Origin of the sequence: Polynucleobacter sp. MWH-Svant-W18 (genome assembly GCF_018687495.1) — a bacterium.
GTDB lineage: Bacteria > Pseudomonadota > Gammaproteobacteria > Burkholderiales > Burkholderiaceae > Polynucleobacter.
This window is the reverse complement of record NZ_CP061293.1, coordinates 1,281,965-1,295,571: the sequence shown is the minus strand read 5'-3', so window position 1 is coordinate 1,295,571 and position 13,607 is coordinate 1,281,965. Positions and strand designations below refer to the sequence as shown.

The following is a 13,607-nucleotide window of genomic DNA, read 5'->3' as shown; positions in this document are numbered from 1 at the left end:
TATGACCAAGACTGCCAAACCCGAAGATGATGCAATCAATGTAGCTGCGCCTCCAGGGTTTGACGCGCAAGCAATTCCGGTTCATGAGGTTTGTGACTATCAAGATAATGTGCCTGCAGAGCGCTTAAACCCGGAGGCATTAAGAGCACTCTTTGCGCGCCAACCCAGCTGGCAGCCAGAAATTACCGATGAAAACCGTCATGTGATTGCTGCCGATATCATTGCGCGTCGGCAGGCTGCTGGCAAAGTGACTAAGGCAGCAGTTCTTATTCCGTTGTTGCTGAGAGAAGGGGGTTTGTCTGTATTGCTGACCCAAAGAACGGATCACCTACGAGATCATGCGGGCCAAATTAGCTTTCCAGGTGGCCGAATGGATGCCGAAGATCGAAGTCCAGATGACACTGCCTTACGTGAGAGCGAGGAAGAGATTGGTCTAGACCGTAGCCGGGTGGAGATTATTGGCCATTTGCCTGAATATTTAACTGTTTCTGGCTATAGCGTCACACCAGTAGTAGCATTGGTAGAAGCTCAGGCAGAATATGTCTTGGATGAATTTGAAGTGGCGGATGTTTTTGAAGTTCCCTTGAGTTTTTTGCTAGATCCAGCGAATCACCAAGTTCGCTTGTGGCAAAGCGAACAAGGTAGTCGCCGCTTTTATTCAATGCCGTACGAGAACCGCTTTATTTGGGGGGCCACGGCAGGCATGTTACGTAACCTTTATCATTTATTAAAAGTATGACTTTCTTTTCTATTCTCTTCGCCCTCATTGCTGAGCAATATCGCCCAGTCACTTCTCACCATTGGATTGTGCGCATGTGCAATCGCTGGTTGGATTGGGTCGCTGGTGAGTTTGGTGGCAAGAGTGAAGATGGTGCCAGTCCAGTAGGTGCACGTATTGCCTGCTTAGTGGCATTTATTTTGCCAACCTTCTTGGTGTTTGTCATTTACGTTAGTTGCATGGTGACCTTTCCAATCCTAGGTTTCTTGTGGAACGTTGCTATTGCTTATTTGTTCTTTGGGTTTCGCCAATTTAGCCACTCATTCACTTTGGTGCATGAAGCAATTCAGGCCCATGATTTACCTGCAGCACGCGCAGCCTTAGGTGAGTGGTACGGCCCAGAGTTCGATACCTCCAATCTTTCTGAAACCGATGTGATTTCCCTAGCGCTTGAGCGTGCCATTATTGGTTCACATCGCCATGTTTTCGGTGTTTTATTTTGGTTCATGATGCCAATGGGTCCTGCTGGTGTAGTGCTATATCGCTTGTCGGATATTGCCGCACAACGATGGTCTGAGCGTGGTGACTTCAATTTGAGCGAAGCTGCTCGTCATTTCTTCTACGTGTTGGATTGGATTCCTGCGCGTATCACCGCGATGGGCTTTGCGATTGTGGGTAATTTTGAAGGTGCTGTTTATGGCTGGCGTTACCTCACTCAAAAATGGGACGATTCTTTATCTGCCGTTATTTTGGCCGCTGGTAGTGGTGCTTTAGGCGTACGTTTAGGCGAACCTTTATCTGAGCCTGATAGTGATGAAGCATTGCGTATGGCTGAGGCTGGCGAGCCTTTGATCTACGAAGTGGGTCTTGAGCCTACTGAGCGTTCGATGCGCTCTGCTGTGGGTTTGGTATGGCGCTTGGTTATCGCTTGGATGGCTTTGTTGCTAATGCTGACCATCGCTCTTTGGCTTGGCTAATTCCCTGAATTTGGGTATCTGCTGTTTTTGAGTCAGAGCGAAGTTGTCTAAATAGCGCCAGTCTTTCTGGCGCTATTTCATTTCTATCGACTGCATCACGTACTGCGCAATCGGGTTCCGATTGATGTGCGCAATTATGAAAGCGACACTTCCCCAGCAGATCTTTGAATTCTCTAAAAGCGTGCTGCAATTCACTGACGGACATGTGAGCTAAACCAAATTCCTGAAAGCCTGGCGAGTCAATTAAGGCACCCAACTTACCGGATGTATCTCTGCCCCAAGCTTCGGGTAATTCAAAATAACGACAAGCAGTAGTGGTGTGCTTGCCAGTATCTAAGCGTACTGAATATTCTTGAGTTAACGCAGCTGCGTTGGGAACCCAGGCGTTGAGTAGGCTAGATTTGCCCATGCCAGACTGGCCTACGAAGACCGAGACCTTGCCCTGTAATGCGGGGCGAAGCGTCTCTATCGATTCAGGATCAAATTTGGCAGATACCTCGCTGACTGGATAACCCATACGGGCATAGGGCGCAATAATCTTGCGAGCATGCTCTAAGTTTTCTGTAAGGTCGCTTTTGTTTAAGAGGATATGCAAACCAATTTGATTGGCCTCAGCCGCTACTACCGCTCTTCCGAGGAGGTCTGGAGAGAAGGCAGGTTGCGTTGCTAAGACCACCAAAATTTGATCGACATTGGAAGCGATGATCTTGCTCTTAAAGGCATCTGAGCGATAGAGAATATTTTCACGAGGCTCGATTTGAATAATGCGGGCTTGATCTGCTGAGGTCATCTCTAAAAGCAAACGATCACCCACGGCGCCAACGTGTTGTTTATTGGGGGTGCTAACCTGAATGAGGGGACCATCGGGCGATTCAATGCCGTTGGAATCTTTAAGCAAACGCTGCGCTAAATAATGCCTGCCATAAGAGGCGGTGAGTAGCGCGTGGAATGTATCCATTGCAGGTGTAGATTTAACTGAGACGCTGTAAGTTAGCAATCCGCAAAGGAGCGGGTGGGTGAGAGCTATAGAAGGCAGTGTAGATGGGGTCAGGCGTCAGTGTGGACGCATTGTCCTGATACAACTTCACTAAGGCAGAGATCAAATCTGTTGCCGAGGATTTCTGCGCTGCAAAGCCGTCGGCTTCATACTCATGTTTTCTGGAGGCTAAGCTAGCAAGTGGCGTGAAGAAAAAACTAAACACCGGTGATACCAGCATAAAGAGGGCTAAGGCCAGACCACCGTTATAGCCATTCAGGTTAGGCATGACGCCAAGGTCGGTGTAGAACCAGGACTTAGTACTAATCCAGCCGAGTAGTGCAAACATTCCAAAGCTCAAGGCAAATGAGATCAAGAGACGTTTGCGAATGTGATTGCATTTAAAGTGGCCAAGCTCATGCGCTAATACCGCTTCGACTTCACCTGGGTTGAGTTTCTCAATCAAGGTATCGAAAAAGACAATGCGTTTTGCTTTGCCCATGCCTGCAAAAAATGCATTGCCATGCGCACTACGCTTGCTTCCATCCATAACAAACAGACCTTGACTAGCAAAGTCGCAGCGCTTTAAGAGCGCTTCAATTTGTGACTTCAGAGGACCCTCTTCTAGGGCTTGAAATTTATTGAATAGTGGAGCGATAAACGTAGGGAAGATCCACTGCATGAGCAAACTAAATACAGTGAGGACGCCCCAGGCCCATAGCCACCATAAATCCCCGGCTTGAGCCATCAAAGCTAGAATAATCCAGAGTAATGGAACCCCAATCGCGGCCCCCAGCACCAAACCTTTGAGCATATCGATAAAGAATAATTTTTTGCCCATACGGTTAAAGCCAAAACGTTCCTCTAAAGAAAATTGTTTATACCAAGAGAAGGGGAGATCAATGATGCCGGAGATGATGACAATGGAGGCCAGGAGAGCGATTTGCTGAGGAATGCCTTCTCCCAATAATTGGAGTAGTTTCATATTGAGAAGTTGTAAACCGCCGACTAAAGTGAAGGCAATTAAAATGATGGCGTTGACCCCATTTTCTAAAATACCGAGGCGTAATTTAGCAATCGTGTAGTCAGCAGCCTTTTGATGCTCTGCAAGCGTGACTTTTGCAGCAAATTCTGCGGGAACTTGATCGCGATGCTGGGCAACATAGCGAATTTGACGTTGGGAAAGCCAGTGGCGAAGGCCAAAACTAGCAATAAAGGCAATGAGAAAAATAATTGTGAAGGTCATGAGATCATTATAGATATGAGCGAACAAACAAACACAACAGCCAACAAGGCTGCACCAGCAAATGAGCACCTGATTTGGGTGGATATGGAGATGTCGGGCTTAAATCCCGAAACCGAGCGAATCCTGGAAATCGCCATCATTGTGACCGATGCCCATCTCAATACCATTGCCACCGCCCCAGTCTGGGTGGTACACCAAGATGATGCTGTTTTAGACGCGATGGATGCTTGGAATAAAGGTACCCATGGACGCTCTGGATTAATTGACAAGGTTAAGGCATCTACCCTTAATGAGGCAACGGTTGAAGCGGAGTGCATCGAGTTTTTAAAGAAATACATCAAGGCAGGAATTGCGCCAATGTGCGGCAATACGATTGGACAAGATCGACGCTTTATGGCGAAGTACATGCCTAAGTTAGAGGCGTACTTTCATTATCGTAATGTGGATGTTTCTACTCTGAAAGAGTTATGCAAGCGTTGGCATCCAGAGTTAGTTAAAGGCTTTACTAAAAAGCAGGCCCATACTGCTTTAGCTGACATCGAAGAATCGATAGAAGAGCTAAAGTACTACCGCGATAAATTTATTGTGCCGCTGCCGCAGTAAAACAAAAGTACTGTTACTTGCTTAAAGCACTCTTGGGTCGAAACGCTTTCACAACGGATTCATTCGTTTGGATATAAGGTCCGCCAATTAAATCAATGCAGTAGGGTACCGCCGCAAAGATGCCTGGAATGATTGCTTTACCATTTTCATCCTTGAGTCCCTCAAGAGTCTCAGCAATGGCTTTGGGTTGTCCGGGTAAATTGATGATCAATGCAGCATGATCTTGAATCTCCCTCAGGGTAGCAACTTGCCTAGACAAAATGGCTGTCGGTACAAATTTCAGGCTAATTTGCCGCATTTGCTCACCAAACCCAGGCATCTCACGAGTGCCAGCACTCAGAGTCGCTTCCGGGGTGACATCTCTGCGTGAGGGTCCAGTGCCACCAGTAGTCAGTACCAGGTCGCATTTAACAACATCAACTAGCTCAACGATGGTTTTGGTGATTAAGGGTGCCTCATCCGCAATCAAGCGTTCGTGAAAGGTGCAGGAGTTGCTAATAGCATTGGTAAGCCAGGTTCGTAGGGCTGGGATACCTTCGTCTTGGTAGACGCCCTGGCTGGCTCGGTCTGAGATTGAGATTAGGCCAATGGTGATTTGGTCTGAGGATATGGGGTTTTGGGCTTCATTCTGCTTCATGTTTCTATTCTAGCTATTATTAGGGCATGTTTACCTACACATCAAACCAGTTTCAAGAAATTGTCGATTTCATGCTCAAAGAGGCCAAGAGAAGAGGGGCTTCTGACGCAGTGGCTGAAGTATCAGAGGGGCAGGGCTTATCGGTTACGGTACGCAAGGGCGAAGTGGAGACTATTGAGCAAAGCTTGGATAAGCAAGTGGGCGTCACGGTATTTTTGGGTCATCATCGCGGCAACGCTAGCACCAGTGATTTTTCTAAAGCCTCTTTAAAGGCAACCGTCGATGCGGCTTATCACATTGCCCAACATACTGCTGAAGATCATTGTGCTGGTCCTGCAGAACGAGAGCTTCTGGAGAAAAACCCCTTAGATCTAGATTTGTTTCATCCTTGGAATATCGACGCAGCACACGCAGTAGAGATAGCCCGAATAGCAGAGGGCTCTGCATTCTCAGTAAGCAAGCAAATTCAAAATAGCGATGGCGCCTCAGTGTCTGCTCATCACGCACATTTCATGATGGGGACCAGTCATGGCTTTATGGGTGGATATCCATTCTCACGTCACTATATTTCCTGTGCGCCGATTGCAAGTGAGGGTGGTAAACAGAGCAATATGCAGAGGGATGATTGGTATTCGAGTTCTCGTATACCTGAAGAGTTGGCAGATCCTGCCGCGATTGGTAAATATGCCGCACAGCGTGCACTCTCCCGATTAAAGGCGAGATCCCTGACAACCCGTCGTTGCCCCGTGATCTTTGAGGCACCTTTAGCCGCTGGCCTCTTGGGGGGCTTAGTACAGGCAGTATCTGGTGGTGCCTTGTATCGGCGATCCAGTTTCTTATTAGATAGCTTAGGCAAACAAGTGTTACCTAAACATATCAGCCTCTTTGAAGATCCACATCTCAAGTCAATGACAGGGAGTGCGCCATTTGATGAAGAGGGCGTGAAAACAAGTGCGCGTACTGTAGTGGATAAAGGAATTTTAGAGGGATATTTTTTATCCACTTACTCAGCCCGTAAGTTGGGTATGAAGACTACTGGCAATGCTGGTGGTTCACATCACCTCACCCTTAAAAGTAAGAAGACACCCAAAGGCGGTCTCCCTGCACTATTAAAGGAAATGGGTACTGGTCTGCTCGTCACTGAATTAATGGGTCAGGGCGTGAACTATGTCACGGGCGATTACTCACGCGGTGCATTTGGCTATTGGGTCGAGAATGGTGAGATTCAATATCCTGTCGAAGAAGTCACCATTGCGGGTAACTTACGCGATATGTTGCTTGACATTGCACTCATCGGTAGCGATACCCTTATCCGAGGCACTAAAGAGACGGGCTCTATCTTGATTGGCTCCATGACAGTTGGCGGCAAATAGTAAAAGACTGAAGAGATAGGCCCAGAGGATGTTTGAAACTTTATTAGCGCCAATTGCCCAATCTTTTCAGGCACATTCCTTAGTATTCTTTATTTGCGCAATTGTCAGTGTGATTGTTGTAGGAATTTCAAAGAGTGGATTTGGCGCTGGCCTGGGCGTGTTGTCCTTACCCTTAATGGCAAGCCAGTCAAGCATGAATGAGTCCTTGGCAATCTTATTGCCACTACTGATTGCCATTGATTTAGTTGGCTTACGGCGCTTCATTAAGAATGCCGATTGGCGAATTTTAAAGTTGATTCTTCCACCAGCATTTATTGGTCTGCTGATCGGAATGATCTTGTTTACTATCATCACACCCAAGGCTTTAACCCTGTTTGTTGGTATCTTCATTTTGTTATTTCTTATCCAGATGCTGGTCACCTCCCATTTTGATTTGAAAGAGGCCAAACCTTATCCTTGGTTGGGACGCTTGATGGGGGTGCTATCAGGCTTCACCTCGTTTGTGGCACACAATGGCGGCCCCCCAGTCACGATTTTTATGCTGAGAGAAAAGTTAGCCCCTATGGCTTACACCTCGACGCTCGGAGTATTTTTTACTTTCCTAAACTTTGGGAAATTAGCGCCCTATGCCTATTTAGACTTACTGAGTTTTCAACAACTGGCTACCTCAGCGATTCTGTTGCCTTGCGTACCCGTGGGTGTCTATCTCGGCTTTTATTTAGCCGAGAAAATATCTATCAAATGGTATTACCGTCTGGTGCAGTTCTTCTTATTGATTGCCAGTATCAAGTTGATTGCAGACGGGCTTAATTAGCTGTCAGTACTTCTTGTAAAAAGCGCGATATATCCATCAGCTCTGTCGGATTGACTGAGTGCTCCATTGGATATTCATTCCAATTGACGGAGTACCCCAATTTCTCAAGCAATGCACAAGATGCTTGGGCGCGCTCGAGTGCAACAACGGGATCATATTCACCATGGGCCATAAAGATGGGGGTGTTTTGGTTGGCGCTATGTTTCTCTAGAGACAGAGAAGTTGCTAATGGCAAGTAACCAGAGAGGGCAATAATGCCTGCAAGCTTTTTGGGAAAGCGCAAACCAAGCTGCAAGGCCATCGCACATCCTTGTGAAAAGCCTGCTAGAACGATATTTTCATAAGCAATGCCACGACTTGCTTCGCGTTCGATGAGTTTCGCAATAGCGGATGCCGACGCCTGAATACCACTTGCATCCTCTCGATCCACTAAGTTGCGCCCCAGAATGTCATACCAGGCAGGCATGACATAGCCTCCATTGACGGTGACAGGCATGCTTGGTGCGCTCGGAAAAATAAAGCGAATGGCAGGGCAGCCCGCTAGATCCAATTCCGGGACGATGGGAACAAAGTCATTGCCATCAGCCCCAAGGCCATGCAACCAAATAACAGCAGCGCTCGGCTGGGGAGATGTCTCTAATTCAATACAAGGCAGTAATTCCATGGTGGACTCGCAAAAATTAATGGTTCATTATGACTCCAGCAGTTTACTTTGGCTGGGATGTTTTGGGGCTCATGGGTAAAATCTGCCAATACTCTTTTCCATCTAGATTAGGAACTGCCATGAACTCTAAAAAGCTAACCAACTATATTCTGGGGGCCATGGTACTAGGAATAGTAGCCGGATATTTAGTTCATGCCCTTGGTGCTGGCGGCACATTTCCCAGCAGCTACGTCTCTTATATCTCGATACTGACCGATGTCTTCTTACGGCTCATCAAGATGATCATTGCTCCCTTGGTTTTTTCAACCTTGGTTGTTGGCATTGCCAAAATGGGAGATGCTTCAGCAATTGGGCGGATTGGATTAAAAACCTTTGCTTGGTTTATCTCTATGTCCTTGGTTTCTTTGTTACTAGGCTTGGTGATGGTGAATGTATTCCAGCCTGGGGTTGGCGTTGAGCTCACCCTTCCGGAAATTGCCGCTAGTTCTGGGTTAAATAAAAACAGCTTAAATCTGCCAGACTTTGTGCGGCATATTTTTCCAACCAGCATCTTTGATGCCATGGCTAAAAATGAGATTTTGCAGATTGTAGTCTTTGCCGTCTTCTTTGGCGTTGGCGCAGCTGGTATGGGTGAGCGAGCTAATGAATTCGTTCGCAATCTGGATATGCTCTCCCACATCATGCTCAAGATTACCAGTGCGGTGATGAAGTTGGCACCAATCGCAGTGTTCTCAGCTGTTTCAACTGTGATTGCAGAGAATGGTTTGGCAATTCTCCTCACCTATGGCAAGTTCATGCTGAGCTTCTATGCTTCTATTGCTGTGCTATGGATAGTCATTATTTTGATTAGTTCGGTTGTTCTCAAATGGCGCGCCTTACATTTGGTATCGATGTTGCGGGAACCAGCATTGCTTGCATTTACTACCGCCAGCTCTGAGGCGGCATATCCGATGACACTGGAGCAATTGGAGCGCTTCGGTTGTAAAAATAAAATCGCCTCTTTTGTTTTGCCCATTGGCTATTCTTTTAATTTAGATGGCTCCATGATGTATTGCACTTTTGCAGCTTTATTTATCGCTCAGGTTTATGGTGTGCAAATGGAGTTGAGTCAACAACTGCTAATGCTCTTAGTTCTCATGGTTACCTCCAAAGGTATCGCTGGCGTTCCCCGCGCCTCCTTGGTAGTGATTGCAGCTACCTTATCCCAATTTAATCTGCCTGAAGCTGGCGTTTTATTGATTTTGGGCGTGGATCATTTCTTGGATATGGCTCGCTCTGCTACCAATGTGTTGGGAAATGGGATGGCAACCGCGGTCATTTCCAAATGGGAGGGTGAGCTGGAAGGCGAAGTGAGGAAGCAGAGCTAGCCTCATTGCATTGCAACAAGGTTGCAGTATTTTGACTGAGTTGTCCTTAATGCAGAGTAAGATTCTTTCATTGGATGCCCAGTCTTTGGAGAGCTTTATGAAGCCGTTTTATATTGATTACCCCCAAGAAAAAATTGAAGAGCATCAACATGCTTATCGCTGCCAATATTGCAAGATTCCGACAACGACTATTTTTGGCCTCTTAGAGAACCATGCAGAAAATTGTGAATACAGAATGCAACATGGTAAATGGGTTCAGCTGGAAGCAAAGCTAAAACCGCACAGAGCGCATTTCGATGAAACCCATGCAGACGAGGTGGATTAAATGAATACTTACCCAATTGCCCTAGAGTTAACTGTTTGGTTTGATTTGGGCTTAAATCAATATGAAGTAGTCATTGATGAAGTCTCAAAGATATCCATCAAAAGAACTGACGATGTCTTGCATACCCGAGAGCTATCTAATGCTGAGGTTCAATTATTGCTAGAGGGCATCAAGGTGCTTGCGGTCCCAGTTACTGAGCAGTTAGATGCTAACCCGAGTCATAAAGCTTCCTCTAGTTATGAGTTGATTATTGAGTCCGCCCACTTTTCCCTAGAATTTAATTGGGAGAATCTGGATGTCGAGTCCAGCTCTTCAGGAGCCTTCGAAGCCTTAGTGAAGCTTGCTAGCTTAGTCCAGAGTTTAGATTTAGATCACTAATTTGAATCACTAAGCTTCAACTACAACAAAGTCACCTTGTGAGACTTTTTCTCTGAACTGGGAAAAAGAAAAGAGCGCTTTGATCTTCTTGATATTGATTACCTCAATCTTTCCCTCTGGGGTCAGATTGGCCAAATACTCCCCTTCAGGAAAGAGTGCCTCGGGAATCGTTTCTGTTTCTTGTATCTGAGCGCTCAGTACAAGGCTTTTGGTGATCTTGATACGCATGCCCTATCTTAGGGTGTGCAAAGGGGCATTCCCTTGCATTCTGCACAATTTTGAAAATCGTATGCACCATTTTTGTGTATGCCAAATTCGAGGAAGAATGGCTGTGCTAAAGGCTTTTGGGCCACTCCATTCTAGAAAATATCTTTTTCTAGCACTGATGTTGTGCAAGTCATTTTTCTGTCATCTCAATGCATCGAGCGATGGAAATCCTCGGAGTGTTGGGATATTGGAGTGAGTCAGCATATCTACCTAGATATAAGCCTCTCAAGGCCATAAAGCCTAATAATCCTGGCTACGCAGCCCCAGCAAGGGGTGGTTGATAATCCCAGCTGAACTTGAATAGTGTGTTCAAGGTTAATATTCAATGATCTTTATCTGAAATCACCCACTTTTGCATGCTTTTTCCTAAAAAAACGATAGCCTATTTAGCAGCCCTAGCGGCTACAACTGGGCTAACTGCTTGTTTTATGGTCGGACCTGATTATTCAAGACCTGCGGTCAAGACTGGCGAGCAATACCGTGCGCCAACTCAAACCGAGTTCACAGAGTCTTTAGGTGAGAATTCCAACAAGATTCTGGATCCAGTGCAGTGGTGGGAAAGTTTTAACGATCCAACTCTGAATCAGTTGTTAAAGCAAGCCACAGCACAGAATTTAACGCTGCAACAAACTGCATTACGGATTTATCAATTGCAGGCTCAACTTGGTGTGAGTGATGCGGCGCTTTTACCATCAGCAGCATTGAGTGGTACGTATTCCAATAATCGGAATAGTGCAATCCAAGAAGCGATTAACGATCCTAATAATCTAGTAGCCAAAAATATATTGGTGCAATTTAATTGGGAGTTGGATTTTTGGGGAAAAGCAAGGCGTGGTATTGAAAGCTCTTTGAATGCTTACTTTTCTGGCGTAGCTGCTTATTACTCTGCAGATGTTTCCTTAACGGCTGACGTTGCCAATACCTATATCAATATTCGGAACTATGAGGAATTGATTGCTGTTTCTAAAACCAATTTGGAGTTGCAAAAGGAAAGCCTACGCATTGCCAGTGCGCGCTTTAAATATGGCGCGACTTCTATGCTCGATCTTAGTCAAGCGCAAGCACAATATGAGCAGACTAAAGCTCAGATCCCTGGTTTAATTGCCAATCTCAAAAAGTCTCAACATGCGATGAGCATCTTATTGGGTGAGCCTCCTGATTATTATGAAAAGACCTATGGGGCAACCAAAGGCTCTTTGAGGCCGCCTACTGAGTTAGGCGTTGGTATGCCAATCGATTTATTGCGGCGTCGTCCCGATGTCCTTCAGGCAGAATTTAATGCGGCGGCTCAATCTGCTTTGATTGGTGTGAATAAAGCCCAGCTCTATCCAACATTTACCTTGGGCGGGACATTTGGTTATGCAACTTCCAATTACGGCGGCTTAACTTCACCAAACTTATTTAGCTGGGGTAATAACTCCTCTGGTGTGACTGCTGGACTCTATTTGCCTTTGTTCTATCGAGGCGCAATTGTGGATCAAGTGCGCGTGCAGGATGCCGTGTTTCAGCAAAATCTGCTGGCTTACCAAAATCAAGTGCTGGTGGCCCAAAAGGAAGTTGAAGATTCCCTCATTACCATTTCCACTACCAAAAGCTCTAAAGAGGATTTAGGTCGCGGGGTCATCGCCGCCAAGAGTGCTGCAGATTTAGCCTTAGAGCGCTACAAGGCCGGACAGAATGACTACACCACGGTGATTACTGCTCAACAATCATTGTTAAATATTCAGAGCTCCTTAGTGCAAACAAAATCTAACGAGCTCATTGGCTATGTTGGTGCGTTTAAAGCACTCGGTGGTGGCTGGACAGCGGATATGACTGCTCCAAAATTACCAGACACCATGATTGCCAATATGAATGACCGTACTGATTGGGGTAATGTGCTGACAAAAACTGGTGATCCACTAAATGTTCAGGCAGGAAAACTGGTGGTTGATACTCCCGATCCTTCTAAGCCTGTAGTACCCAATAAACCTTCTACACCGACTCAGGGAAGCGCAGCACCATGAAAGAACTTTTATTAAAAGCCAAACTTTTGCTGACCAAGTTACAGGAGCAAGTTGAGCCACTCCGAGTTTCGCTGGTGTCGCGTTGGAATGCGCTCTTAGAGAAACTCAGTCAGATCAATATTCCTGTTGTTAATAAAAAGTTATCCCCAAGAACGATAGGTATCTCTATTTTGGTTTTGTTTGCACTCATTGTGATTATTTGTCTGAAGTCTTGTGGAAAAGAGATCAAGCAAGCGCCAGTTCCCGTGACAACAGCATTGCCGCTCTCCCAAGAAGTGCGTAGCTATGCCACCTTCGATGGCATCGTAGACCCTTACCTTACTGTCAACTTAGATGCACGCGTGAAGGGTTACCTTACCAAGATTGGCTTTGCGGACGGTGCCATGGTGAAAAAAGGAGACCTGCTATTTGTAATCGAGCAAGATACCTATATTCAGGAGGTCAAATTAAAACAAGCGATTTATACCGAAGCGAAGAGCGAGTACTCTCGTCAGAGATCTTTGCTGAAAGAAAACGCTACCTCACAAGCGGCGGTGGATAAAGCCTTATCCCAGTACCAACAATCGGAAGCTAACTTAACGCTCGCAAAAATTAATTTAGGCTATACCGAAATCCGCGCGCCATTTGATGGGTTGATGGGTAAACATTTATTGGATGTCGGTACGTATTTAGATACAACTTCTAAAGGAGTGCAACTCTCTACTATTCAGCAGATCTCTCCAATTTATGTCTATTTTTCGATCAATGAACGTGATTTCTTAAAGTTTGAGAAGGGTGTGGATCAGAACGCAGAGCGTAAATCAGAGGTCAACACCTTACCTGTATTTGTTGGGCTTCAAGGTGATACTGGATATCCGCATGAAGGGGTCTTAGACTATGCGGCCAACTTGATTTCTACTGAAACAGGTTCTTTACAATTGCGTGGCATTTTTAAGAATGAGCAATATCAACTTATTCCTGGTCTATATGCGCGCGTTATGGCCCAGTATGGCCCACCTAGACAAGCATTATTGTTACCAAGAACTGCAGTCATGACAGATCAAGTAGGTGATTATGTCTACGTCTTGGATGCAGCAAAAAGAGCGCAGCGTCAAGATATTGTCCTTGGGCAGAACTTTGCGAAATATGTTGAGGTAAGCAAAGGCTTAACAGCTAGCAGTCAAGTAGTCATTAATGGCTTTATCAATCTGAGCATCAATCAATTGGCAAACCCAAGCCAAGTGACGCTTGAGCCAATTACGCTCCGTTGATTCAGT

The 13,607-nt window shown here is 45.9% G+C and carries 15 protein-coding genes; 10 read left to right on the top strand and 5 right to left on the bottom strand.

Annotated features, from left to right (window positions below; translation table 11 throughout):
* Window position 1 precedes the first annotated feature (1 nt).
* Together C2757_RS06515 and C2757_RS06510 are read left to right on the top strand one after the other, a co-directional pair.
* The gene (locus C2757_RS06515) at window positions 2-739 is read left to right on the top strand and encodes a CoA pyrophosphatase (RefSeq protein WP_215373668.1); all 738 of its coding nucleotides are present in this window, start codon (window positions 2-4) and stop codon (window positions 737-739) included.
* Entirely contained in the window at window positions 736-1,695 is a 960-nt protein-coding gene (locus C2757_RS06510) for a CobD/CbiB family protein (RefSeq protein ID WP_215373666.1), read from the top strand. Before C2757_RS06515 ends, C2757_RS06510 begins: the two co-directional genes overlap by 4 nt.
* Here the strand turns inward: C2757_RS06510 and rsgA are convergent.
* A complete protein-coding gene (rsgA, locus tag C2757_RS06505) occupies window positions 1,640-2,653 on the bottom strand; it encodes a ribosome small subunit-dependent GTPase A (protein WP_215373664.1) in 1,014 nt (337 codons plus the stop codon). The genes C2757_RS06510 and rsgA overlap by 56 nt on opposite strands.
* A 13-nt stretch (window positions 2,654-2,666) precedes the next feature.
* Window positions 2,667-3,917: a M48 family metallopeptidase gene (locus tag C2757_RS06500; RefSeq protein WP_215373662.1), complete on the bottom strand. Its 1,251-nt coding sequence runs from the start codon at window positions 3,915-3,917 to the stop codon at window positions 2,667-2,669.
* A 15-nt stretch (window positions 3,918-3,932) separates the two neighbouring features.
* Between C2757_RS06500 and orn the strand changes: the two genes are divergently transcribed.
* Window positions 3,933-4,520 (top strand): oligoribonuclease, encoded by a 588-nt coding sequence (gene orn, locus C2757_RS06495; protein ID WP_215373661.1) that lies wholly within the window; start codon window positions 3,933-3,935, stop codon window positions 4,518-4,520.
* A 13-nt stretch (window positions 4,521-4,533) separates the two neighbouring features.
* Here orn and mog read toward each other — a convergent pair whose 3' ends face one another.
* On the bottom strand, window positions 4,534-5,157 hold the full coding sequence (gene mog, locus C2757_RS06490) for a molybdopterin adenylyltransferase (RefSeq protein ID WP_215373659.1): 624 nt from the start codon (window positions 5,155-5,157) through the stop codon (window positions 4,534-4,536).
* Between the two features lie 26 nt (window positions 5,158-5,183).
* On the opposite strand from mog, the gene pmbA reads away from it, so the two are divergent.
* Both pmbA and C2757_RS06480 read left to right on the top strand, forming a co-directional pair.
* Complete coding sequence (pmbA, locus tag C2757_RS06485; RefSeq protein ID WP_215373657.1) at window positions 5,184-6,530, top strand: metalloprotease PmbA; 1,347 nt, start codon at window positions 5,184-5,186, stop codon at window positions 6,528-6,530.
* Window positions 6,531-6,558: 28 nt separating this feature from the next.
* Window positions 6,559-7,344, top strand: a complete 786-nt coding sequence (locus C2757_RS06480; RefSeq protein WP_215373656.1) for a sulfite exporter TauE/SafE family protein — start codon at window positions 6,559-6,561, stop codon at window positions 7,342-7,344.
* On the opposite strand, the gene C2757_RS06475 is transcribed toward C2757_RS06480, so the two are convergent.
* Window positions 7,337-8,008 (bottom strand): alpha/beta hydrolase, encoded by a 672-nt coding sequence (locus C2757_RS06475; RefSeq protein WP_215373654.1) that lies wholly within the window; start codon window positions 8,006-8,008, stop codon window positions 7,337-7,339. The genes C2757_RS06480 and C2757_RS06475 overlap by 8 nt on opposite strands.
* 119 nt (window positions 8,009-8,127) lie before the next feature.
* Here C2757_RS06475 and C2757_RS06470 point away from each other — a divergent pair, with 119 nt between their 5' ends.
* From C2757_RS06470 to C2757_RS06460, 3 genes are all read left to right on the top strand, one after another.
* On the top strand, window positions 8,128-9,375 hold the full coding sequence (locus C2757_RS06470) for a dicarboxylate/amino acid:cation symporter (RefSeq protein WP_215373652.1): 1,248 nt from the start codon (window positions 8,128-8,130) through the stop codon (window positions 9,373-9,375).
* A gap of 97 nt (window positions 9,376-9,472) precedes the next feature.
* Window positions 9,473-9,700: a hypothetical protein gene (locus tag C2757_RS06465; RefSeq protein WP_215373650.1), complete on the top strand. Its 228-nt coding sequence runs from the start codon at window positions 9,473-9,475 to the stop codon at window positions 9,698-9,700.
* The gene (locus C2757_RS06460) at window positions 9,701-10,078 is read left to right on the top strand and encodes a hypothetical protein (protein ID WP_215373649.1); all 378 of its coding nucleotides are present in this window, start codon (window positions 9,701-9,703) and stop codon (window positions 10,076-10,078) included. It abuts the gene before it with no gap.
* Window positions 10,079-10,087: 9 nt separating this feature from the next.
* Here C2757_RS06460 and C2757_RS06455 read toward each other — a convergent pair whose 3' ends face one another.
* The gene (locus C2757_RS06455; RefSeq protein ID WP_215373647.1) at window positions 10,088-10,306 is read right to left on the bottom strand and encodes a hypothetical protein; all 219 of its coding nucleotides are present in this window, start codon (window positions 10,304-10,306) and stop codon (window positions 10,088-10,090) included.
* 395 nt (window positions 10,307-10,701) lie between these two features.
* Here C2757_RS06455 and C2757_RS06450 point away from each other — a divergent pair, with 395 nt between their 5' ends.
* On the top strand, window positions 10,702-12,351 hold the full coding sequence (locus C2757_RS06450; RefSeq protein WP_215373645.1) for an efflux transporter outer membrane subunit: 1,650 nt from the start codon (window positions 10,702-10,704) through the stop codon (window positions 12,349-12,351).
* Complete coding sequence (locus C2757_RS06445; protein ID WP_215373643.1) at window positions 12,348-13,601, top strand: efflux RND transporter periplasmic adaptor subunit; 1,254 nt, start codon at window positions 12,348-12,350, stop codon at window positions 13,599-13,601. Before C2757_RS06450 ends, C2757_RS06445 begins: the two co-directional genes overlap by 4 nt.
* Window positions 13,602-13,607 lie beyond the last annotated feature (6 nt).

Coding starts and splice junctions, on each gene's coding strand:
- C2757_RS06515 (WP_215373668.1), top strand. CDS start 2: ATGACCAAGACTGCCAAACCCGAAGATGATGCAATCAATGTAGCTGCG.
- C2757_RS06510 (WP_215373666.1), top strand. CDS start 736: ATGACTTTCTTTTCTATTCTCTTCGCCCTCATTGCTGAGCAATATCGC.
- rsgA (WP_215373664.1), bottom strand. CDS start 2,653: ATGGATACATTCCACGCGCTACTCACCGCCTCTTATGGCAGGCATTAT.
- C2757_RS06500 (WP_215373662.1), bottom strand. CDS start 3,917: ATGACCTTCACAATTATTTTTCTCATTGCCTTTATTGCTAGTTTTGGC.
- orn (WP_215373661.1), top strand. CDS start 3,933: ATGAGCGAACAAACAAACACAACAGCCAACAAGGCTGCACCAGCAAAT.
- mog (WP_215373659.1), bottom strand. CDS start 5,157: ATGAAGCAGAATGAAGCCCAAAACCCCATATCCTCAGACCAAATCACC.
- pmbA (WP_215373657.1), top strand. CDS start 5,184: ATGTTTACCTACACATCAAACCAGTTTCAAGAAATTGTCGATTTCATG.
- C2757_RS06480 (WP_215373656.1), top strand. CDS start 6,559: ATGTTTGAAACTTTATTAGCGCCAATTGCCCAATCTTTTCAGGCACAT.
- C2757_RS06475 (WP_215373654.1), bottom strand. CDS start 8,008: ATGGAATTACTGCCTTGTATTGAATTAGAGACATCTCCCCAGCCGAGC.
- C2757_RS06470 (WP_215373652.1), top strand. CDS start 8,128: ATGAACTCTAAAAAGCTAACCAACTATATTCTGGGGGCCATGGTACTA.
- C2757_RS06465 (WP_215373650.1), top strand. CDS start 9,473: ATGAAGCCGTTTTATATTGATTACCCCCAAGAAAAAATTGAAGAGCAT.
- C2757_RS06460 (WP_215373649.1), top strand. CDS start 9,701: ATGAATACTTACCCAATTGCCCTAGAGTTAACTGTTTGGTTTGATTTG.
- C2757_RS06455 (WP_215373647.1), bottom strand. CDS start 10,306: ATGCGTATCAAGATCACCAAAAGCCTTGTACTGAGCGCTCAGATACAA.
- C2757_RS06450 (WP_215373645.1), top strand. CDS start 10,702: ATGCTTTTTCCTAAAAAAACGATAGCCTATTTAGCAGCCCTAGCGGCT.
- C2757_RS06445 (WP_215373643.1), top strand. CDS start 12,348: ATGAAAGAACTTTTATTAAAAGCCAAACTTTTGCTGACCAAGTTACAG.